This is a genomic window from Saccharothrix espanaensis DSM 44229, assembly GCF_000328705.1.
Taxonomy (GTDB): Bacteria; Actinomycetota; Actinomycetes; order Mycobacteriales; family Pseudonocardiaceae; genus Actinosynnema; species Actinosynnema espanaense.
Genome location: NC_019673.1, coordinates 4,455,877 through 4,476,705, shown reverse-complemented (window position 1 = coordinate 4,476,705; position 20,829 = coordinate 4,455,877). Strand labels below are relative to the sequence as shown.

Sequence of the window (20,829 nt, the reverse complement as noted above, 5' to 3'; positions counted from 1 at the left end):
GAATGGGAATCCGGGCAATTCCCGCAGCCTTGCGGTCAGCCGTTCGACGATATTCCACTATGGACCGAATCGAGGATCGGATGAACACTCGACCGAGTGAAGAGAGAGCGCCGATCCGGCGACGAACGGCGCCGGCAGGGACGCTGGGGCCCGGTCACGACCAGGTCGGAACGAAGGCCGGCCGGGGCCGCCGCCCACCAGCGTCCGCCGACCACACCCGCGCCGACCAGGGCCGGATCAAGAACGGCACGAAATGCACGTGCATTTGCACGCCCTGATGCACGTGCACCGAGAGCGAATCGGACCTCCGCGCGCCCATTTCCCGGCATTTGATGCGGTCCCTCCACATAGGCCAGTCTGCGCGCCATGAACACCGCACCACCCGCTGACCGCGCCCGGGTGGAACCCCTCGACCTGGTGCTCCCCACTCGGACCCACCGGGCGCTGGCCGAAGCCGAATACGCGCTGGGCAGCCTCAACGAGAGCGCGCAACGCTTCACCGACCGCTCCACCCTCGTGCTGTGCACCCGGATCCGCGACGCCCGCAGCTCCGGCGCGCTGGCCGGCGAGGACGCCGACCTGGTGGAGGCGCTGATGTTCCACCTGCTGGTCCCCCGCGCGCCCGGCGACCGGGTCGCCCTGGCCGACCTGCTCGGCCGGCACCCGATCGGCCGGTTCGTCCTGGCCTCCGCGCACGGCACCGAACGGGTCGCGGCGGGCGGGCCGGTGGACCCGGCGCTGCTCGGCGAGATCAGCGCGATCCTGACCAGCTCCGAGCCGAGCGGGGCGGCGCTGCCGCAGCGGACCGCGTTGGCGGCCTGGGCCGCGGGCGTGCGCGCGCCGGGCCCGCTGTCCCGGGTGGCCCGGATCGCCCTGGCCCACCTGCACCTCGAACGGCTGCGGCCCTTCCCCGAGGCCAACGGGCACGTGGCACGCCTGTTCAGCTCGCTGGAGATGGTGCGCACCGGCCTGCTCCGGGACCAGATCCTGCCGATGTCGTTCTGGCTCGACACGCACCACCGCGAGTACCGCGACCGCGTCCGGGCCGTGGTGCGCGGCGGGCCGCTGCACGAGTGGATCGGGTTCTTCGCCGACGGCCTGCGCGCCCAGGCGCTCGCCCAGCTCAGCCTGGTGGACGAGCTGGACGGGCTGCGCCGCGCGCACCTGGCCGTCGCGCCGAAGCCGCCGAGCCTGCGCCGGGTCGCGGGCGACCTGGTCACCACGCCGATGCTGACCCACCGGACGCTGGCCGACCGCTACGGGGTCACCGCCAAGACGGCCACCCAGGTCACCCGGCGGCTGGTCGAACTCGGCGTTCTCACCAGCCTGGACGACCGGCTGTACAACAAGGTCTTCGTGTGCCGCCCGGTGGTCCGGCTGCTCACCACGGAACGCCCGGTCGAGCAGTCCGAACGCGACGGTGCCGTGTTCGGCTGACGCGCTCCCCCGGTCAGCGCTTGCCCGGTCAGTGCTTTCCGGTCTGCGCTGTCCGGTCAGCGCTCGAGGTCGGCGCGGAGTCGTCGGATCCGGTCGGCGGCCGGCTCGTCCACGTGGGCCAGCAGGCTCAACGCCTGGTCCAGCCGCCGCAGCGCCGTCCCGTGCTCCCCCAACGCCCACAGCGCGCGCCCGAGGTGCTCCAGCACCGAGGCGCGTTCGGCCGGTGGCGCGCCGGACACCCTGTCGTAGAGGCGCAGCGCCTGCTCGAACTGCTCGGTCGCGGCTTCCGGCCGGCGTGACTCCAGCAGCGTCACGCCGGTCGCCGCCGACGCCCGCGCCGACCCCTGCCGGTCACCCTGCTCCTGGTAGTCCGCCGCCAGTTCGCGGTAGCAGTCCAGCGCGAAGTGCGGGCGGCCCCAGCGGCGGTAGATCGCGGCCCGCCGCCACAGCGCGTCGGCGATCCCGAACGGCGCGCCGATCCGCCGGCGGGTCCGCGACTCGCGGATGCCGTGCAGTTCGGCCGTCACGAAGTCGCCCGCGTCCGCGAACCACCGGGCACCCGCCGCGAGCAGCCCGGCCAGCGCGTCGGGCCGGCGCGCCTCGATCGCGGACTCCGCGCCCCACCGCGAGACCTCGTGCGCCCACTCCAGGTCGGGGTCCGGTGCCGGCAAGGCCCAGATCCGCGCCGCCAGCGCGACGGACAGGTCATGGCAGCCCGCCCGGCAACACGCCCGGACCGCGGCCGCGAGCAGGTCGCGGTGCCCGGACAGCCACGCCTTCGCAGCGGCACGGTCGGCGAACCCGACGGCGGGCAGGACCAGCCGCGCCGGCTCGTGGTCGAACCCGAACAGCGCCCCACCGACGACGTCCCGGCAGGTGTCCAGGGCCACCAGGAAGTCGTCGCCGATCCGCCGGGCCACCCGCACCGCGCGGTCGTCCCGAGGTCGGGCGACCAGTGACAGCGCGGGCCGCACCGCGAACCGGCCGCCGTCGACCGCGTGGAGGGGGCCGGTCGGTTCGCGGGCGGCGAGGGTGTCGTCGATCTGCCACAGGTCGACATCCGCACCGACCGCGAGCACCCGCACCGGCAGCACGTCCGCACCGAGGACCTGGAAGGCACACAGCAGATCGCTCCGGACCACCGGTCCGTCCGACGTTCCAGCCACCCGCAACCACTCCTCAGCCGTCCGGCGCCGCCTTCCGCTCCGCCGACCCGCCCCGATCATGCAGTCTGGCGCCGCCCCGTGGAGCACCGATCGGACCGCCTCGCCCCGGCACCCACCGTGACCAGCGCTTCCGATCGGCTTACCGACGTGGAATACCCCCAACTTCAACCATCCGGCCTAGTGCCGGCGGGTGCTATGGCGGCCGCACCAGGCCCACCGTTCGGCCGCTGGAGGCGCCTGTCCCGTGCTGACAACATCGCGGCATGGGGGATGACGAGTCGAGGCCCGACCCTGCCGCTGCCGCGACCGCCAGTGAGTTCATGGCCGCCCTGCGGGTCTTGCGCGTGTGGTGCGGGCTCACGTTCCGCCAGGTGGAGGCCGCCGCACGGGCGCGTGGGGACGTGTTGCCGCACACCACGATCGCCACCGCGCTCGGCCGGGAGTCGTTGCCGCGTGAGGCGTTGGTGACGACGTACGTCCGGGCGTGCGGTGCCGACGAACCCGAGGTCGCGCGGTGGGTCGCGGCGCGGCGGCGGCTCGCCGTCGGTGACGCGGCCGCCAAGGAGACCAGTCCTCGGAAGACCAGCTCGGGGACAGTGAGCCCACGGACAGCGGACGTCCGCCCGGCCGAGCCTCGGCGGGCGGGTTCCCGGGCGCGGCGGGCGGTGATCGGGGCAGTGGTGGCGGGGGTGTTGTCGTTCGGGTTGCAGGCGGCCGGCTCGCCGGAGCGGTGCGCCGACCCGCTGGGCATGGGGGACAACGGTTTGTGCGTCAAGGACTTGCAGGTCGCCCTCCAGCGCACCGGGTTCGCGCTGCCCGCCGACGGTCGCTTCGGGCCGTACACGAAGATGCGGGTGGTGGCGTTCCAGCAGCTCTCCGGGCTGCCACCGACCGGGATCGCCGACCAGCCGACGATGGACGAGCTGGCCCGCCACCGCACGATCACGTCGTGGTCGCCGGAGCAGGTCGAACACCGGCTGCGCGAGGTGTTCGCCGAGCAACCCGACCAAGCGGTGCGGCTGGCGAACTGCCTGTCCCGGCTGGACCCGATGTGGATCTACGGCCGCCCCGACAAGACCCGCGACTGGGGGTTGTTCCAGCTCAACGACCACGAAGTGCTGTTCGACTTCCGCAGCGACCACAACGCGGCGCTGGACCCGGAACGCAACATCCAGATGGCGCGCGCGGTGTGGCGGCGGACCGGCGACTTCAGCCGATGGCACTGCGAACAACCCATCACGTGACCACGCACGTCGTGAGGCCGCCGTGTGGCGCGAGGTCCTTACGTCCGGGTCGTCGTGGACCGACAGTTCCGCCCTCTCCCGAATCGACCGTCCACTGGGGATAATCGGCGTTCGGAACCTGGGGAGGATCGACGTGGCGGATTACCCGGACGTGCCGGAGGAGTTCCTGGCGCGCGTGCGGACGCGGTGCGCGGGGCTGCCGGAGGCGGTCGAGGAGCGGGCCTGGCGGGGCACCCGGTGGCGGGTCGGGCAGCGGACGTTCGCGCACCTGCTGGAGGTCGACGGCGGCAAGCCCGCGTCCTACGCCGAGGCGTCGGGACTGGACTCGGGCAGCGTGCTCACCTTCCGGGCCACCGGGCCGGAACTGGTCGCGTTGAGCATCGCGCCGCACCCGTTCTTCAAGCCGCGGTGGGCGGCGAACGTGGTCGGCCTGGTCCTCGACGCCGACACCGACTGGGACGAGGTCGGCGAACTGCTCGTGGAGAGCTTCTGCGCGTCCGCGCCGAAGAAGCTCGCCGACCGGGTGGACCGACCGGCCTGACGAGCCGGTCCCTTCAACGGGGGAAATGGCACGCGGGCTCCTGCTGTCGGACGTAAACGTTGCGGTACCCCGCGCGCGGCCGCCGGCCTGGCTGGACGACGAGCCGGCCGGCTTCCCGGCCGCGCGGGTCGGGTCCGAGGTCTGGCCGAAATCCGCCGGTGGGGGCCGACAGCCTGGCAGCCACAAACTACGTCCGGTGAGGCTACGACCGTAGACTCACGGCAGGAACCGCGCGGTGCCGGAAACGGCGGGCGCTACGCCGGACGGTGGACGTCCGACGTACGGTGGACACCGGGAGTGTTGGGACGCACAGGAGCAGGAGAGCCGATGGCCGAGCGATCACGGGTGAAGAGCGGTCGCGTGGTGCGGACCGAGCAGATCGCACCCGACATGGTGCGGGTGGTGCTGGGCGGCGACGGGTTGGCCGAGTTCGCGGTGGGCCCGCACACCGACAGCTACGTGAAGCTCCAGTTCCCGCAACAGGACGTGACCTACCCCGAGCCGTTCGACCCGGACACCATCCGCGAGACGATGCCGCGCGAGCAGTGGCCCCGCACCCGCACCTACACGATCCGCCGTTGGGATGAGCAGGCCCGCGAGCTGTGGATCGACTTCGTCACCCACGGTGATTCCGGCGTGGCGGGGCCGTGGGCGCGGAAGGCCCAGCCCGGCGACGTGCTGCACTTCGCCGGCCCCGGCGGCGGCTACGCACCGGATCCGGCCGCGGACTGGCACCTGCTGGCCGGCGACGAGAGCGCCTGGCCGGCCATCGCCGCCGCCCTCGACGCGCTGCCCGCCGACGCCGTCGTGCGGGTGTTCGCCGAGGTCGAGGGCCCGGACGACGAGCAGGACGCGCCGTTCGACGTGGTCTGGCTGCACCGGGCCGGCGGTCCGCGCGGCGACGCCGTCGTGGCGGCCGTGCGCTCGCTGGAGTTCCCGCCCGGCCGGGCGCACGTGTTCGTGCACGGCGAGGCGAACATGGTCAAGGGGCTGCGCGGCCACCTGCGACTGGAGCGCGGGCTGGAGCGCGACCAGCTGTCCATCTCGGGCTACTGGCGGCTGGGCAAGGACGAGGACGGCTGGCAGTCCACCAAGACGGACTGGAACCGGCAGGTCGAGCAGGAGCAGGAGAAGCCGGCGTGAGCGACGCGGTGCGGGGTCCGGCGAGCTACTTCCCGTCGATCGAGAAGAAGTACGGCAAGCCGATCGCCGAGTGGCAGGACCTCATCCGGTCCTCCCCGCTGACCAAGCACCTGGAGCTGGTCTCCTGGCTCAAGACCGAGCACGGCCTGGGCCACGGCCACGCCAACGCCCTGGTCGCGCACACGCTCGCCGAAGGCAAGTAGGACCCCGTTCGGATCCGGCACCGGGGCGGGATCCGAACGGGAGGCGACGGGTGACCGGCAGGACGGCGGTTTCCCCGACCGCGTCCCGGAATCGCACGCCACCGAAGCCTTCTCCGTCAGCCACCAGGGGCTTCAGGCCGGCGCGGTCGGGCTCACCAGGCCGGTCTCGTAGGCGACGATCACCGCCTGTACCCGGTCGCGCAGGTCGAGCTTGGCCAGGATGCGCGCCACGTGCGTCTTCACCGTCGCCTCGGACAGGTGCAGCCGGGCGGCCAGTTCGGCGTTGCTCAACCCCTGGGCCAGCAGCCGCAGCACCTCCAGCTCGCGCGGCGTGAGCGAGGCCAGGTCGCGGTGCACGACACCGGTGTCGCGGTGGGCGAAGCGCTCCACCAGCCGCCGGGTGATCGTCGGCGCGAGCAGCGCGTCGCCCGCGCGGACCATGCGGATCGCCGAGACCAGGTGTTCCGGCGTCACGTCCTTGAGCAGGAACCCGCTCGCGCCCGCCGACAGCGCCGCGTAGACGTAGTGGTCCAGGTCGAAGGTGGTCAGGATGACCACGCGGGGCTCCCCCGGCGCGCCGGTCAGGATGCGGCGGGTCGCCTCCAGCCCGTCGAGCTCGGGCATCCGGATGTCCATCAGCACCACGTCGGGCCTGGTGCGGCGGACCGCGTCGACGGCCTCCGCGCCGGTGGTGGCCTCGCCCACGACGTCGATGCCGTCCGCGGTCAGGATCATCCGGAAACCGGTGCGGACCAGCAGCTGGTCGTCCGCGATCACGACGCGGGTCACGACTCCTCCAAGGGGATCAGGTCCGAGGGGATCAGGTCCAAGGGGATCAGGGCGGTCACCCGGAACCCGCCGGCGGTGCGCGGCCCGGTCCGGAGGGTGCCACCGTAGACGCTGAGCCGTTCGCGCAGCCCGATCAGGCCCCGCCCGGTGCCGGTCGCCGCGCCCGGCCGCCCGCCGGTGTCGGTGACCTCGACCCTGAGCCGGTCCGGCCGGTACTCGACCAGCACCGACGCGGACGCGCCGGCGGCGTGCTTCACGGTGTTGGTCAACGCCTCCTGCACCACCCGGTAGGCCGCCAGCCCGATCCCGGGCGGCAGGGCGCGCGGCGTGCCGGCGACGTCCAGTTCCACCGGCAGGCCGGTGCCGCGCACCCGCTGCACCAGCGCCGCCACCTGCTCCAGGCCGGGTTGTGGGGCCAGCGGGTCGGCCGCCTCGTCGTCCGGGGCGAGCAGGCCCATCACGTGCCGCAGCTCGGACATCGCGGCCCGGCCGCCCGCTTCGACCGCGAGCAGCGCCTCCCGGGCCTGGTCGGGGTCGGCGGCCATGACCTTGCGCGCCGCGCCGGCTTGGATGACCATCACGCTCACGTTGTGGGTCACCACGTCGTGCAGCTCGCGGGCGATGCGGGCGCGTTCGTGCTCGACCGCGCGGCGCAGCGCCTCCGCCTGCTCCTCCTCCAGCGCCGACATCTGCGCCAGCCCTTCGTCGGTGCGCAGCTTCCACGTGCGCATCCCGTTGGCGGCGAACGCGATCGGCACCACGATCAGCAGCGCGAGGTACTCCTGCGGCACGGCCGGCAGCCGCGAGTCGCCGAGCGCGTAGGCCGCCGCCACCGCCGACCCCACGCCCAGCAGCGTCGCCACCCGGTACTGCGAGTAGAGGGCGGCGCTGTAGACGGCGATCACGACGGCGTAGAACGTCAGCCGGGCCTCGTCGCCGGAGGCCAGCACGGTCATCGCGGTCACGACCCACAGCACGGCCAGCGGGTACCGCCGGCGCGCGGTCAGCGACACCGACGCGACCAGCGCGAGCAGCACCGGCCCGACCCGCTCCTCCGGGTGGTCGGGCGGCAGCACCCGGAAATCGGGCAGCAGCGGCTCCGGCAGGAAGATCACCGGTGCGCGCACGTCCACGCCGGAGGTCGCGTACTCGATCGACAGCAGGGCCACCAGCAGCGCGAGCAGCGCGTCGAACACCCGGTTGCGGGTGGTCGGCAGCGGCGGCGGCCCGGTCGTCCGGGACAACGCCGCCCACCCGGCCCTCGCCCGGTCCACCAGCCACTCGCGCACCGGGCCATTCTCGCCGACGCCCACCCGGCCGGGCATCGGCACCGCTGCCGGTCCGGCTACTCGCCCGGACTACGCCGCGAGGATGACGCCGCCCGCCATCATCCCGGCGCGGTACCGGAAACCGCTCCGGCGACCGACGCGGCCGGACCGGCCGCGCTCCTAGCTTCGACCGCACCGAAGGACGGCTCGAACCGAGGAGAGCGCATGACCACGCCGGTGATCGAACTGCGGGAGGTCAGCCGCAGGTACGACGGCGGACCGCCCGCCCTGCACGACGCGGCGCTGACCGTCCGGGCCGGTGAGGCGGTGGCGGTGCTCGGGCCGTCCGGCAGCGGCAAGTCGACCCTGCTGAACCTGATCGCGGGACTGGACCGGCCGGACGAGGGCACGGTGACCGCCGACGGGGTGCGGGTGGACCGGCTGGGCGAGGCCGCCGCCGCCCGCTACCGGCGGCAGCGGGTCGGCCTGGTGTTCCAGTTCTTCAACCTGCTCGACGACCTGACCGTGGCGGACAACGTGGCGTTGCCCGCCCAACTCGCGGGCGTCTCCCGCGCCGAGGCCCGCCGGCGGACGGCGGAGCTGCTCGCCGCGCTGGGCGTGGACCGGCACGCCGACGCCTACCCGGGCCGGCTTTCCGGGGGCGAGCGGCAGCGGGTGGCGGTGGCCCGCGCGCTGGTGAACCGGCCCGCGCTGCTGCTGGCCGACGAGCCGACCGGGGCGTTGGACTCCGCGTCCGGCGAGGAGGTCAGCGCGCTGCTGGCCGGGCTCAACGCCGAGGGGCAGACGCTGGTCGTGGTCACCCACGACCTGGAGCTGGCCAAGGCGTGCACGAACCGGACGATCCGGATCGTGGACGGGCGCGTCACCGAGGAGGACGCCCGATGAGCGCGCTGGGTCGTGTGGTGCGCTCCGGGGTGGGACGCCGCCGCGTGCAGGCGGTGGTGATCGGGCTGGCCACGATGATGGCGGTGACCGCGTCGGTGCTGGGCGGGTCGCTGCTGGTGGCGTCCAGCGCGCCGTTCGACACGGCGTTCGCCGAGCAGCGCGGCGCGCACGTCACCGCCCAGTACACCGGGGAGCCGAGGCCGGCGGCGCTGCCGGAGGTGACGGCGACGGCCGGGCCGTTCCCGACCGTGACGGCCACCCCGGACGGGCTCGGGACGGACCGCGCGCCGCTGGCGGTCGTCGGCCGGGCAGACCCGGGCGGGCCGGTCGACGTGGTCGCGGTGTCGGCCGGGCGGTGGGTGTCCGGGCCGGGCGAGATCGTGCTGGCCGGCGGCGGGACGGGCGCGGAACGGTTGCTGGGCAAGGAGATCCGGTTCGCCGAGCTGGACGCGACGCTGACCGTGGTCGGCGTGGCCCGGTCGGTGGGCCGGACCGCCGAGGCGTGGGTGCTGCCCGACGTGCTGGCCACCCCCGAGGGCTACCAGGTGCTGTACCGGCTCGCGGCGGCCGACACCACCGAGCGGGTCGACGCCGGCATCGCCGCGATCAAGGCCGCCGGCGGTGGGTTCGTCGAGGGCCGGTCGTGGTTGGTCGTGCGGCACGACCTGGTGCGCGAGACGGCCGTGTTCGTGCCGTTCCTGGTCGCGTTCGGGGTGCTGGGGCTGGTCATGTCGGTGCTGGTGGTCGGCAACGTGGTGGCGGGCGCGGTCGCCTCGGGCACCCGCCGGATCGGGGTGCTCAAGGCGCTCGGGTTCACCCCGGCGCAGGTGGTGCGGGCGTACCTGGGGCAGGCGCTGATCCCGGCGGCGATCGGCACCGCGCTGGGCGTGGTCGCCGGGAACCTGCTGGCCCTCCCGGTGCTGGCGGACACCGGCGAGGTGTTCGGGACGACCGTGCGGCCGGTCGACCCGCTGGTGGACGCGCTCGTCGTGGTGGGCGCGCTGGGCGTGGTGGCGGTGACCGGGTTGGCCGCCGCGTGGCGGGCCGGGCGGCTGCGCACCGTGGACGCGCTCGCCGTCGGCCGCACACCCCGGCCCGGCCGGGGCCGGTGGGCCGGCCGGGTGGCCGCGCGGCTGCCCCTGCACAGGCCCGCCGGGCTGGGCCTGGTCCGCCCGTTCGCCCGGCCCGCGCGGGCGTTGGGGCTGGTCGCGGCGGTGGTGTTCGGGACGACGGCGGTCACGTTCGCGGTCGGGCTCGGCTCGTCGCTCAGCGCGCTGGAGACCGCCCGGCGGCCGGACGCGACCGACGTGGCGATCGGCGGGTCGGGACCGGGCGGCCTGGCCACCCCGCCCACCGCGCGCCCGGAGCCCGGCACGGCTCCCCCGGCCACCCGCGCGGTCGACGCCGGCGCGGTCGCCGCCGCGATCGACGCCCAGCCCGGCACCGCCGCCCGCTACGGCATCACCCGGACCCGGGCGACCGTGCCCGGCGTGGCGGGATCGGTGCTGGCGCTCGGGTTCTCCGGCGACACCTCGCACAGCAACTACCACCTGATCTCCGGGACGTGGTTCCGCGCGCCGGGCGAAGCCGTGGTGCCCTCGGCGTTCCTGTTCACCAGCGGCAAGCGGGTCGGCGACACGCTGACGGTGCGGGAGCGGGACCGGTCGGTGCGGCTGCGGATCGTCGGCGAGGTGTTCGACACCCGCCACGACGGCCTCCAGGTGTTCGCGGACGCGGCGTCGTTCAGCGAGACGCGGCCGACCAGCTTCCACGTCACCACCGAGCCCGGCACCGACCTCGACGCCTACCTGGCCGGGCTCAACGCCGCGTTGGCACCGCTGGGCTCGGACGCGCGGCCGGGCCGCACGGCGGGTTTCAGCGACACGCTGGTCCTGATCGGCGGCCTGACCGCGGTGCTGACCCTGATGCTGGTCGTGGTCGCCGGCCTGGGCGTGCTCAACACGGTGCTGCTCGACACCCGGGAACGGGTGCGCGACCTGGGCGTCCACAAGGCACTGGGCATGACGCCCCGGCAGACCGTGCTGATGGTGGTGTGCTCGATCGTGCCGACCGGGCTGGTCGGCGGGGTCATCGGCGTGCCGGTCGGGGTGGCGCTGCACGAGGCGATCGTGCCCGCGATGGGCCGCAGCGCCGGCACCGAACTGCCGGCGTCGGCGTACGCGGTGTACCACCCGGCCGAACTCGCGCTGTTCGTGGTCGGTGGCCTGCTGATCGCGGTCCTCGGGTCGTTGCTGCCCGCCGGGTGGGCCGCGCGCACCCGCACCGCGAACGCGCTGCGCGCCGAGTGAGCGGCGGTGCCGGGCACCCACCCGGCACCGCACCGTCCACAGAGGACCGAACCGATATTCGATCGCCGCGCTCGCCGTCGCTGGGGCAGCATGGGGGACGCACCCGCATCCCCACGTCCTGGAGGGCGACGAATGGCCGTGCCCGGAATCTCCGGCGCCGATCGTGGTTCACCCGCCCGCCGGAAGGCGGTGCTGCTCGCCCTGCGCCGCTACACCCGGGAGTTGGCCCGCCAGCGGCGCAACTCCATCCCGGGCCTGCTGCTGCCCGCGCTGGGCAACACCGCCCTGCACTACCTCGCCCCGCTGGTGGTGGCCTCGCTGGTGGGGGCGCTGGCCGGCGGTGCGTCGAGCGACCTGGCGACCGTCCTGCCCTACGTGCTGGGCTTCGCCGGCCTGCTGCTGCTCGCCGAAGTGCTCTGGCGGGTCGGCCTGCACTGCCTCAACCGCACCGACGGCCGGGGCATCGAGCGGCTGTGCGTGGACGGCATGGAGGAGCTGCTGGCCAAGGACGCGGCGTTCTTCCACGACAACTTCGCGGGCTCGCTGACCAAGCGGGTGCTCAGCTTCTCCTCGCGGTTCGAGGAGTTCGTCGACACCCTGGCGTTCTCGGTGATCGCCAACGTCGTCCCGCTGGTGTTCGCCTCGGTCGTGCTGTGGCGCTACGACCCGCTGCTGGTGGTGATCCTGCTGGGCCTGCTCGCGCTCACCGGCCTGGTGATCGCGCCGCTGGTGCGCCGCCGGCAGCAGCTGGTGGACCAACGGGAAGCCGCGATCGCCCGCGTGTCCGGCCACGTCGCCGACACGCTGACCAACATGGAGACGGTCCGCGCGTTCGCCGCCGAACGCCGGGAGGCCGCCGAGCACCGGGCCCGCGTCGCCGAGCAGCGCACCCTCACGCTGCGGTCGTGGGACTACGGGAACCTGCGCATCGACACGGTGGTCGCGCCGATGTCGGTGCTCACCAACGCGCTGGGCCTGCTGGTCGCGGTCGGGCTGGCCGACGGCCGGCTGGGCGTCGAGGCGATCATGGTGACCTTCGCCTACTTCTCCAACGCCACCCGGATCATGTTCGAGTTCAACCAGGTCTACCGCCGGCTGGAGAGCTCGCTCACCGAAGCCGCGCAGTTCACCGAACTGCTGCTCAGCCCGCCCACCGTCCTCGACCCGCCCGCGCCCGAACCGCTGCGGCCGCAGGGCGCGGACGTCCGGTTCGACCGGGTCACCTTCGCCCACACCGCCGGCCGCCCGCTGTTCGACCGCCTGGAGCTGGAGATCCCCAGCGGGCACCGGGTCGGCCTGGTCGGCCGGTCCGGCGGCGGCAAGAGCACGCTGACCCGCCTGCTGCTGCGGCTGATGGACGTCGACGGCGGCCGGATCCTGGTCGGCGGCCAGGACATCGCGGGCCTGCGCCAGGAAGACCTGCGCAGCCTGATCGCGTACGTGCCGCAGGAGCCCGCCATGTTCCACCGGACGCTGCGCGAGAACATCGCGTTCGCCCGGCCCGGCGCGACCGAGGCCGACATCCGCCGCGCCGCCGAGGCCGCGCACGTGACGGAGTTCGCCGACAACCTGCCCGAGGGCTTCGACACCCTGGTCGGCGAACGCGGCGTGAAGCTGTCCGGCGGCCAGCGCCAGCGGGTGGCCCTGGCCCGCGCGATCCTGCGCGACGCCCCGATCCTGCTGCTCGACGAGGCGACCAGCGCCCTGGACTCGGAGAACGAGATCCTGGTGCAGGAAGCCCTGTGGCGGCTGATGGAGGACCGCACCGCGCTGGTCGTCGCCCACCGCCTGAGCACCGTCGTCCGGATGGACCGCCTGATCGTGCTGGACGAGGGTCGCGTCCTGGAACAGGGCACGCACGACGACCTGCTCCGCGCCCAAGGCCCGTACGCCCGCCTGTGGCACCACCAGTCGGGCGGCTTCCTCGCCGACGACGACGAGCTGACCGACGTCGTCACGTGAGCTGGGCCGACCGCGCGCTCGCCGCACTGAGCGCGGAACGGGCCGCCGAGCGGGGACCCCGCTGGTGCCGGTGCTGGTGGACGGGCTGTTCGCCAAGGACGAGTCGCACCGGCCCACCGGCAGCGTCAAGCACGGGTTCGCCCGCAGCCTGTTCCCCGACGGCCTGACGCGCGGGCTGATCACCGAGGACACACCGCTGGTCGACGCGGCCGGCGGCAACATCGCGGTGGCCGAGGCGTACTTCGCGCGGCTGCTCGGACTGCCGTTCACGGCCGTGGTGCCGGCGCGTACGTCGGCGGCCAAGCGAGCGCGGATCGAGCAGCACGGCGAGGTCTGCGTCGCGGTCGACCCGCCGCTCGCCGTCTACGACCGGGCCCGGGAACTCGCGGCCGGCGGCCACTACCTCGACCACCTGGCGCGGCTGGGGCCCGCCGTCGACGCGCACGAGCCGGCGGACCTGGTCACCGAGATCCTGCACGAGGTGCCGGAGCCGGCGTGGATCGTGCTCGGTGTCGGCACGGGCGCGAGTTCCCACGTGGTCGGCCGGCACCTGCGGCGGCGCGGGGCGACCACCCGGGTCGCCGTGGTGGACCCGGAGAACTCGGCCTACTTCCCGGGCTGGGTCACCGACAGTCCGGACTACGGCACAGGGATGCCCTCCAGGGTCCAGGGCATCGGGCGGCCCCAGATCGAGCCCGCGGTGGTCGACCTGGTCATCCCGGTGCCGGACGCGGTCGGCATCGCGGCCATGCGACACCTGGCGGCCGCCGGACTGCGGGCCGGACCGTCGACCAGCGCGGCGCTGCGGGGCGCGTGCCACCTGCTGCACCGGATGCGCGACGAGGGCACGCCTGGCCCGGTGGTGCTGGTCGCGGCCGACTCGGGAACTCCTTACGCGACGACGTACTACGACGACGAGTGGGTGTCGGCCAAGGGATTGGACCCGAGCCCGCACGCCGCCGTACTGGAGCACTTCACCCGCACCGGGGACTGGCGGGCCTGACACCGGTCGACGCGACAACCGGACTCCGCTCTCCCGCAGGCACGACACCGTGGAGGGCGCAACGCCGCTATTGGGAATCGCGGTGTCGGTCGCGTCCGCCGTGTCCGCCGTGTCCGCCGTGTCCGCCGTGTCCGTCGCGTCGGTCGCGTCGGTCGTGCCAGGAGGAACCTTGCTGGACAGGGCATTGCACGGGCACTCCGATCTATACGACCAGGAGGATGCCGTCTTCGCGGCGACGTTGCTGTGTCACGCACTGGGCGTGCCGGTGCCGACCGTCGAAGTGGCCGAAGTCGAACTCCTGCACACCGAAGTGACCGCTCGGCTCGGTGCCCGTGCCCGGTACGCCGTCCTGAGCCGGGGAGCCGCACTCTCCGTCCCGAACGTCCTCGACCGACCGTGAGGTCGTGTCACCCCAACGGCATCTGGTGGTGGTCGGCGACCACCGTCCACGCTGGGAGGTCGGGGGGCGAGATGGGGCGACGGAAGAAGAAGCGGAGATCGGGCTGGGCGGCGGCCGCGATGGTGGCGGCCGTGCTGGTGCTGTTCAGGTTGGCGGCGGAACACCCCGTGCCGTTCGCGGTCGGCGGCGGCCTGGTGGTGCTCGCGTCGGTCGGGTTCGGCGTGTGGTGGTGGCGCGACCGGGCGCAGCGGCGGAGGGTGCAGGCGGAGCGGGACAGGCACATCGCGTCGACCGACGGGATGAGCGGGCCCGAGTTCGAGCAGTGGACGGCACGGCTGCTGAGCCGATCGGGGTGCACGGACGTCCACGTAGTCGGCCGATCGGGTGACGCAGGCGCGGACGTGGTGGCCCGATGTCCACTCGGCCGGCGGATCGTGGTGCAGTGCAAGCGCTACAACCCGGAGATCTCGAAGGTAAGAAGCCCGGACGTACAACGCTTCGCCGGAACCGCCCGCGCCCTGCACGGCGCCCACCACGCCCTGATGATCACCACGACGAGCTACACGAGACCGGCCCGCGACGTGGCCCAGGCAACCGGGATAACCCTGGTAGACCGAACCCTACTGGCAAGATGGGCCCACTCCGGAACAGCACCCCGCGCCACCGGCCTACCATCCCCACCCACACCCCGACGCAAACACCTGCTCTGACCCCAACGCACCCCAGCCCACCGGTTGCCGCCCCCACGAACCTCACAACCCCACCACCGCCTAGAAACTCGTCGCTCGTTCAGGTGAAGCGCGTGGATCGTGACAACCTGGAGATGGGTTCGCAGCATGAGCCTAAATAGGCACGGAGGCGACTCCGGCGACCCACCACAGCGCCACACCACAGCGCCACACCGCAACGCCCCGCGCCAACGCTTCGGCACCGGTCGTCTGAGACCAGCGCGGAGGGGCGCGGTGCGGACGGGGCGGGCGTGTCGGCCCACGTTGCGCATCCGGCGCCGCGTCGTCACGGCCGGGAGGTGGTGTTCGGCTCGGCGATCGACGGGCGGACCGGGGGTGGGTCGGCGACGGCGGCGGCCATGGTGTCGCGCAGGCGGTCGAGGAAGTTCTCGATCAGGTCCAGTTGGTCGGGTTGGTACTGGGCGACGAGGGTGTCCAGGTGGCCGGCCAGCGGGCCGAAGAACTGCCGGGCGGGTGCTTCGATGTCGGGGCTGCTGCGCAGGGTGACCATGCGTCGGTCGGTGTGCTCGCGGGTGCGTACGACGTGGCCGAGCTTTTCCAGCCGGTTGAGCAGGTTCGTGGTCGCCCCGGTGGTGAGGGCCAGGCGTTCGCTGAGCCTGGTCGGGGTGAGCGGGGTGCCCTGGTCCTCGGCGTAGAGGATCTCGGCGAGCGCGGTGGCGTCGGTGGCGTGCAGGCCGAGCCAGGTCGCGAAGCGGGCGGTGAAGTCGGTGTAGTTCGCGCCGAACGTGCGCAGGCCGTCCAGCAGTCGCGCGGCGCGTTCGCCGGGCTCGTCCATCGCCAATCCCTTGTTCGCATGTGTCTTGATCGCGTGTGTCTGAACGTGTGCGCCTGATCGCGTGTGTCTGAAGGCGTGGGTCTGAACGTGTGCGCCTGGACGCGTGTGCTTGATCGCGTGCGTTGACAACGTACCGGCGGGCAGATTAGCTTCATCATGAAGCTACTTCAGAATGAAGCTACCATTGGGGGAGTTCTGGTGCGCCACTTCGCCGCCGTGAATCGCGGGATCACCGAAACGGACCCGGAGCGCACTTCGCGCCGTGCCGGGCCTGTCGTTCGGGTCGAAGCGCCGGCGGGCGGGTCGGTGTGGATCGTTCGGGATGCCGAGTTGGCGCGGGTTGTGCTCGCCGATCCTCGGATCGTCAAGGACCCGGCCGCCGCGCCGTGGGACCCCCACCTGGCCGGCCTGGAGCGGACGGCTGCCGAGCAGCCCGCGTTGACCACGCTCGACGGGGCCGAGCACGCCCTGCTCCGCCGCGCCCACGCCCCGTTGTTGAGCGCGAAGCGGGTGTTTGACAACGCCGAGCGCGTCCACGACACCGCCCGCCAGCTGCTCGCGGACCTGCCTCGCGAGGTCGACCTGATGGCCGACTTCACCACCCGCTACCCGCTGACCGTGCTGCTGGACCTGCTCGGCGTCCCGCTCGCGCACGTCGACCGGGCCGCCGCCGCGTGCCGGCTGCTGGTCACCGGCGACTCGACCACGGCGATCGCCGAGCTGGAGGCCGTGGCCGAGGAAGGGCTGGCCCACGACGGCCTGGCTGCCGAGCTGCGCGACCGCGTCCCGCCCGGCACGACCCGGCAGCAGGTGCGCTACCACCTGTTCAGCCTGATCTTCGCCGGCCAGCTCACCACGGACGCCTCGCTGGGCTTCACCATCGCCCACGCACTCGCCGAAAAGCCCGGCGCGGCAACGGAAGCCGACTTCGTCCGGGACGTCCTGCGCCGGCACCCGCCCGCCCCGTACACGCTGTGGCGGTTCACCACCGCCGAACTCCACCTGGCGGGCGAGCGGCTGCCCGCGCACTCCCCCGTGCTGGTGGACGTCGAGGCCGTCAACGCCGATCCGACCCGCGCCGACGACCTGACCTTCGGCGCGGGTCCCCACTTCTGCGTCGGCGCGCAGCTCGCCCTGCTGGAGCTGCGCGCGGTGGTGGCGGTGCTGCGGTCGGACTACCCCGGCGCGCGCCTGGCCGTGCCGCTCGACGACCTCCGGCACACCGGCCCCGGCGGAATCCTGGGCAGCCGGCTCACGGCGCTGCCGGTGGTGTTGGAGTAAGGGGGTGTTGATAGGGCCCGGGGGGTGCTGGAGCAGGGGGGTGCTGGGGTGGTCAGACCGTCGCGAACACGTCATCCTGTGCCGATTCGCACGCGGTAAGCAACGCGCCGCGCAGCACCGCCTCGCCACCCAGTGCGCTGGGCCGCACGGTGGTGGTGATGGGCGAGGCCGCCGACAGCCGGTCGGCGACCCGGCCCGCCAGGTCCTCGCCGCCCGCCCGGCCGATCTCGCCGCCCAGCACCACGCACCCCGGGTCGAGCACGGCCGCGATCGACGCCGCGCCCACGGCGACGCGGTCGGCCAGGGCGTCGAGGAAACCGTCCGCGCCGGTCGTCACGGCGTCGCGCACCGCCGCCGCGCCCGGCAGGTCCGACGACGGCACGAGCGACGACGACACCAGCCCGTGCTCGGTGGCGAGTTCGGCGATGGCCGCCGAGCACGCCAGGCCGTGGAAGCCGCCGCCGGCGGGCCAGGGCCGGCCGGGGACCGGTAGGAAGCCGAGTTCGCCCGCGCCGCCGGACGCGCCCCGGTGCAGGCCGCCGTTGACCACGAGCGCCGCGCCGGTGCCGTGACCGAGCCAGAGCAGGGCGAACGTGTCTAGGTCGCGGGTGGCGCCCAGGCGGTGTTCGGCGACGGCGGCCACGCTGGTCTCGTTCTCCACCAGGAGCCGGCCGGCCAGTCGGGCACGTAGTTCGGCCAGTACCTCGCCGTGCCACCGGGGCAGGCCCGCGATGCCGCGCAGGTCGCCGGTGCGCGGGTCGACCAGGCCGGGCACGCCGATGCCGACGGAGTGCAGCGTCGGCGCGCCCGCTTCGAGCGCGGTGTCGGTGAGCAGCGTGAGCGTGCGGGCCACGGCGTGCTCGGTGGTGGTGGCCGGGCCGATCGGCGTCGACGCCTCCGCCAGCACCTCGCCGAGCAGGTCCGCGACGACGACGGAGACGCTGTGCGTGCGGACGTCCAGCGCGGCGACGTGGGCGCGGGTCCGGACGATGCCGTAGAGCTGGGCGTTCGGCCCGCGCCGGCGCACGTCGGCCTCGCCGACCACGGTGACCAGGCCCGCGTCACCGAGCCGGCGGACCAGGTCGGCGACGGTGGGGCGGGACAGGCCGGTGAGCCGGGTGAGGTCGGCGGCGGTCAGCGGGCCGGACCGCAGGAGGCGCAGCGCCTCCCGGTCGTTGATCGCACGAGCGGCGCTCGGTGATGCGGGCATACCGGCGATCTTCGCAGATCGGAGGCCGTCGACCTTTCTTTCAGGAAACCTTCCTGATAATTTCGGCACCCGTCGCCCGCGCCGGTTCCACGGTGCCCGCGGCGACCGCTCGTGGACCGCACGGGTTTCGGCGGGCGGGTGGCGGTCGACACTCTGGGGAGGGGTGGCTACGTGAACGAGACGGTGGCGGTCGGCGGCGCGCAGGAGGCGCGGCGGGCCCGGGTCGCGATCGGGGCCGTGTTCGGCGTCCACGGCGCGGTGCTGGGGTCGTTCGCCACGCGGGTGCCGTGGATCCAGGAGCACGCCGGGCTCAGCGCCGGGCAGCTCGGGCTGGCGCTGGCGTTCCCGGCGATCGGTTCGGCGCTGGTCATGCCGTTCGCCGCGCGGCTGGGCCACCGGTTCGGCAGCAAGGCGACCCTGCGCGGCCTGCTCGCACTGTGGACCCTCGCGCTGATCCTGCCCTCGTTGGCCCCGAACCTGCTCACGCTGTGCCTGGCGCTGTTCGTGTTCGGCGCGTGCGCGGGCACCTCCGACGTCACGATGAACGCCATCGGCGTGGAGGTCGAGGCCCGGCTGGGCCGCTCGATCATGTCCGGCCTGCACGGGATGTGGAGCGTCGGCGCGCTGCTCGGCTCGGCCGCCGGCACCGCCGCCGCGCACTTCGAGGTCGCCGCGCCGCTGCACCACCTGGTGGCGGCCCTGGTGCTGACCGCGGTCGGTCTCGCGGTGACCCGGCGGGTGCTGGACGTGCGGCCCGAGGTCGACGAGGAGCCGCCGCCGAGGTTCACCCTGCCCCCGAAGTCCGCCCTGCTGATCGGCGCGGTCGGGTTCTGCGCGGTGTTCGCCGAGGGCGCGAGCCTGGACTGGTCGGCGGTCTACCTGCGGGACGTGCTGGGCACGTCGGCGGGCCTGGCCGCCGCGTCCACCACCGGGTTCGCGCTGACCATGGCGGTGGCCCGGATCGCGGGCGACGCGGTGGTGGACCGGATCGGCGCGGTGCGCGCGGTCCGCGCGGGCGGGCTGGTCGCCGCAGCCGGCGGTCTGCTGGTGGTGCTCGCGCCGAACCCGGCGGCGGCGATCGGCGGCTTCGGCCTGCTGGGCCTGGGCATCGCGGTGGTGGTGCCGCTGGCGTTCGCCGCCGCCGGGCGCAGCGGGTCGAACCCGAGCCGGGCCATCGCGGGCGTCGCGACCGTCACCTACACCTCCAGCCTGGTGGCCCCGTCGCTGATCGGCGGGATAGCCCAGGCGACGTCGCTGACCGTGTCGTTCATCGTGGTCACCGTCCTGGCGTGCGGGCTGGTCGCGTTCGCGGGGGTGCTGCGCCCCGGCGATCGACGTAAGTGACGCCATACCAACGGAAATCTTCTCCAGGCGGTCCTAGAGTGGCCGGGTGGTGATCCGGATTCGGGGCCGTGCCCTGCCGCACGGCGAACACGTCGACCTGTACGCGGACGGCGACCGGTGGACTACCGAGCCGGTCGGTGACGCCGTGCTCGTCGCCGAGGGCTGGCTGCTGCCGGGCCTGGTCGACGCGCACACCCACCCCGGGGTGGAGGAGTTCGGGCAGCGGTTCGACGACGACATGCTGCGCGACCACCTCGAACGCCACGTGGACGCGGGCGTGACGGCGATCCGGGCCCCCGGCCTGGCGGGCGACCCGCCGGACTGGTTCGGCACCGACCCGGACACGCCTCGCGCGTGGCACGCCGGGCCGTGGCTGGCCCAGAACGGCCAGTTCATCGACGGCTGGGGCCGCCGGGTCGACCACGCCGACCTGCCCTCGGTCGCGGCCGCCCAGGCGGCCCGGAGCGGGTGGGCGAAGGTCGTCGCCGACTGGCGCGCCGAGGACGAGGTCGTCCCGGTCTCGGTGCTGACCGCGACGGCCGAGGCGGTGCACGCCGTCGGCGGCCGGCTGGCGGTGCACAGCCAGCACGCCGAGGGCGGCGCGGCCGCGGTCGAGGCCGGCGTGGACTCGATCGAGCACGGCACGGCGCTCGACCCGGACCTGTTGACCCGCATCGCCGAGCGCGGCATCGCGCTGACACCGACGCTGTCGCTGGCCCAGGCGGGCCTGCACCGGATGCTGCAACGCCCGGAGGCTGACCGCAACCCCGCGCGGGTCGCCGCCGCGCGGGCCCACCCCGGTCTGGTGGCCGCCGCGGCCGAGGCGGGCGTGCGGCTGCTGGCGGGCACGGATTCGGTGCCGCACGGGCGGATCGCGGACGAGGTGCGCGCGCTGGCCGCCGCCGGGGTGCGCCCGCACGACGCACTGGCCGCCGCGTCCTGGGACGCCCGCGCCTACCTGGGCTTGCCGGGCCTGGTGCCGGGCGCGCCCGCGGACGCCGTGGTGTACGCCGAGGACCCGCGCGGCGACCTCGACCAGTTGGAACACCCGATCGCGGTGGTGCTGCGCGGACGCCCCGTGCGCGTGCGCCCCTGACGC

Annotated in this window: 19 protein-coding genes; 14 read left to right on the top strand and 5 right to left on the bottom strand. The window is 74.0% G+C overall.

Annotation, left to right across the window (positions count from 1 at the left end; genetic code table 11):
- Positions 1–366: 366 nt before the first annotated feature.
- Positions 367–1,437 carry a Fic family protein gene (locus BN6_RS19795; RefSeq protein WP_015101487.1) on the top strand — a complete coding sequence of 357 codons (1,071 nt, stop codon included), beginning with the start codon at positions 367–369 and terminating at the stop codon, positions 1,435–1,437.
- Positions 1,438–1,493: 56 nt separating this feature from the next.
- On the opposite strand, the gene BN6_RS19790 is transcribed toward BN6_RS19795, so the two are convergent.
- Positions 1,494–2,579 carry a tetratricopeptide repeat protein gene (locus BN6_RS19790; RefSeq protein ID WP_041313340.1) on the bottom strand — a complete coding sequence of 362 codons (1,086 nt, stop codon included), beginning with the start codon at positions 2,577–2,579 and terminating at the stop codon, positions 1,494–1,496.
- 287 nt (positions 2,580–2,866) lie between these two features.
- Between BN6_RS19790 and BN6_RS42145 the strand changes: the two genes are divergently transcribed.
- From BN6_RS42145 to BN6_RS19765, 4 genes are all read left to right on the top strand, one after another.
- A complete protein-coding gene (locus BN6_RS42145) occupies positions 2,867–3,847 on the top strand; it encodes a peptidoglycan-binding protein (RefSeq protein WP_015101485.1) in 981 nt (326 codons plus the stop codon).
- A gap of 133 nt (positions 3,848–3,980) precedes the next feature.
- A complete protein-coding gene (locus tag BN6_RS19775; protein WP_015101484.1) occupies positions 3,981–4,388 on the top strand; it encodes an MmcQ/YjbR family DNA-binding protein in 408 nt (135 codons plus the stop codon).
- Between the two features lie 327 nt (positions 4,389–4,715).
- Entirely contained in the window at positions 4,716–5,531 is an 816-nt protein-coding gene (locus BN6_RS19770) for a siderophore-interacting protein (RefSeq protein ID WP_015101483.1), read from the top strand.
- On the top strand, positions 5,528–5,734 hold the full coding sequence (locus BN6_RS19765) for a DUF4287 domain-containing protein (RefSeq protein WP_015101482.1): 207 nt from the start codon (positions 5,528–5,530) through the stop codon (positions 5,732–5,734). Before BN6_RS19770 ends, BN6_RS19765 begins: the two co-directional genes overlap by 4 nt.
- Before the next feature lie 132 nt (positions 5,735–5,866).
- On the opposite strand, the gene BN6_RS19760 is transcribed toward BN6_RS19765, so the two are convergent.
- Positions 5,867–6,523, bottom strand: coding sequence for a response regulator (locus BN6_RS19760; RefSeq protein WP_015101481.1), 657 nt, complete (start codon positions 6,521–6,523; stop codon positions 5,867–5,869).
- Entirely contained in the window at positions 6,520–7,812 is a 1,293-nt protein-coding gene (locus BN6_RS19755; RefSeq protein WP_051076008.1) for a sensor histidine kinase, read from the bottom strand. Before BN6_RS19755 ends, BN6_RS19760 begins: the two co-directional genes overlap by 4 nt.
- 204 nt (positions 7,813–8,016) lie before the next feature.
- On the opposite strand from BN6_RS19755, the gene BN6_RS19750 reads away from it, so the two are divergent.
- The 6 genes from BN6_RS19750 (at position 8,017) to BN6_RS43930 (ending at position 15,081) form a co-directional block, all read left to right on the top strand.
- Positions 8,017–8,697 (top strand): ABC transporter ATP-binding protein, encoded by a 681-nt coding sequence (locus BN6_RS19750; RefSeq protein ID WP_015101479.1) that lies wholly within the window; start codon positions 8,017–8,019, stop codon positions 8,695–8,697.
- Positions 8,694–11,006: an ABC transporter permease gene (locus BN6_RS19745; RefSeq protein WP_015101478.1), complete on the top strand. Its 2,313-nt coding sequence runs from the start codon at positions 8,694–8,696 to the stop codon at positions 11,004–11,006. Before BN6_RS19750 ends, BN6_RS19745 begins: the two co-directional genes overlap by 4 nt.
- Positions 11,007–11,138: 132 nt before the next feature.
- Entirely contained in the window at positions 11,139–12,968 is a 1,830-nt protein-coding gene (locus BN6_RS19740; protein WP_015101477.1) for an ABC transporter ATP-binding protein, read from the top strand.
- A 64-nt stretch (positions 12,969–13,032) separates the two neighbouring features.
- A complete protein-coding gene (locus BN6_RS19735; protein ID WP_015101476.1) occupies positions 13,033–13,971 on the top strand; it encodes a PLP-dependent cysteine synthase family protein in 939 nt (312 codons plus the stop codon).
- An 82-nt stretch (positions 13,972–14,053) separates the two neighbouring features.
- Positions 14,054–14,371, top strand: coding sequence for a hypothetical protein (locus BN6_RS19730; protein ID WP_041313336.1), 318 nt, complete (start codon positions 14,054–14,056; stop codon positions 14,369–14,371).
- Positions 14,372–14,442: 71 nt separating this feature from the next.
- On the top strand, positions 14,443–15,081 hold the full coding sequence (locus BN6_RS43930) for a restriction endonuclease (RefSeq protein WP_015101474.1): 639 nt from the start codon (positions 14,443–14,445) through the stop codon (positions 15,079–15,081).
- A 304-nt stretch (positions 15,082–15,385) separates the two neighbouring features.
- On the opposite strand, the gene BN6_RS19720 is transcribed toward BN6_RS43930, so the two are convergent.
- Positions 15,386–15,895 carry a MarR family winged helix-turn-helix transcriptional regulator gene (locus BN6_RS19720; RefSeq protein ID WP_015101473.1) on the bottom strand — a complete coding sequence of 170 codons (510 nt, stop codon included), beginning with the start codon at positions 15,893–15,895 and terminating at the stop codon, positions 15,386–15,388.
- A gap of 330 nt (positions 15,896–16,225) precedes the next feature.
- Between BN6_RS19720 and BN6_RS19715 the strand changes: the two genes are divergently transcribed.
- Positions 16,226–17,176 carry a cytochrome P450 gene (locus BN6_RS19715; protein ID WP_231905345.1) on the top strand — a complete coding sequence of 317 codons (951 nt, stop codon included), beginning with the start codon at positions 16,226–16,228 and terminating at the stop codon, positions 17,174–17,176.
- A 52-nt stretch (positions 17,177–17,228) separates the two neighbouring features.
- On the opposite strand, the gene BN6_RS19710 is transcribed toward BN6_RS19715, so the two are convergent.
- Positions 17,229–18,386 carry an ROK family transcriptional regulator gene (locus tag BN6_RS19710; protein ID WP_015101471.1) on the bottom strand — a complete coding sequence of 386 codons (1,158 nt, stop codon included), beginning with the start codon at positions 18,384–18,386 and terminating at the stop codon, positions 17,229–17,231.
- 171 nt (positions 18,387–18,557) lie between these two features.
- Here BN6_RS19710 and BN6_RS19705 point away from each other — a divergent pair, with 171 nt between their 5' ends.
- On the top strand, positions 18,558–19,730 hold the full coding sequence (locus BN6_RS19705; RefSeq protein ID WP_041317412.1) for an MFS transporter: 1,173 nt from the start codon (positions 18,558–18,560) through the stop codon (positions 19,728–19,730).
- Positions 19,731–19,776: 46 nt separating this feature from the next.
- Positions 19,777–20,826, top strand: coding sequence for an amidohydrolase family protein (locus BN6_RS19700; protein ID WP_015101469.1), 1,050 nt, complete (start codon positions 19,777–19,779; stop codon positions 20,824–20,826).
- Positions 20,827–20,829 lie beyond the last annotated feature (3 nt).

Bases quoted from the DNA above. Each gene is read 5' to 3' on its own strand.
- BN6_RS19795 (WP_015101487.1), top strand. From the start codon at position 367: ATGAACACCGCACCACCCGCTGACCGCGCCCGGGTGGAACCCCTCGAC.
- BN6_RS42145 (WP_015101485.1), top strand. From the start codon at position 2,867: ATGGGGGATGACGAGTCGAGGCCCGACCCTGCCGCTGCCGCGACCGCC.
- BN6_RS19770 (WP_015101483.1), top strand. From the start codon at position 4,716: ATGGCCGAGCGATCACGGGTGAAGAGCGGTCGCGTGGTGCGGACCGAG.
- BN6_RS19750 (WP_015101479.1), top strand. From the start codon at position 8,017: ATGACCACGCCGGTGATCGAACTGCGGGAGGTCAGCCGCAGGTACGAC.
- BN6_RS19745 (WP_015101478.1), top strand. From the start codon at position 8,694: ATGAGCGCGCTGGGTCGTGTGGTGCGCTCCGGGGTGGGACGCCGCCGC.
- BN6_RS19740 (WP_015101477.1), top strand. From the start codon at position 11,139: ATGGCCGTGCCCGGAATCTCCGGCGCCGATCGTGGTTCACCCGCCCGC.
- BN6_RS43930 (WP_015101474.1), top strand. From the start codon at position 14,443: ATGGGGCGACGGAAGAAGAAGCGGAGATCGGGCTGGGCGGCGGCCGCG.
- BN6_RS19720 (WP_015101473.1), bottom strand. From the start codon at position 15,895: ATGGACGAGCCCGGCGAACGCGCCGCGCGACTGCTGGACGGCCTGCGC.
- BN6_RS19710 (WP_015101471.1), bottom strand. From the start codon at position 18,386: ATGCCCGCATCACCGAGCGCCGCTCGTGCGATCAACGACCGGGAGGCG.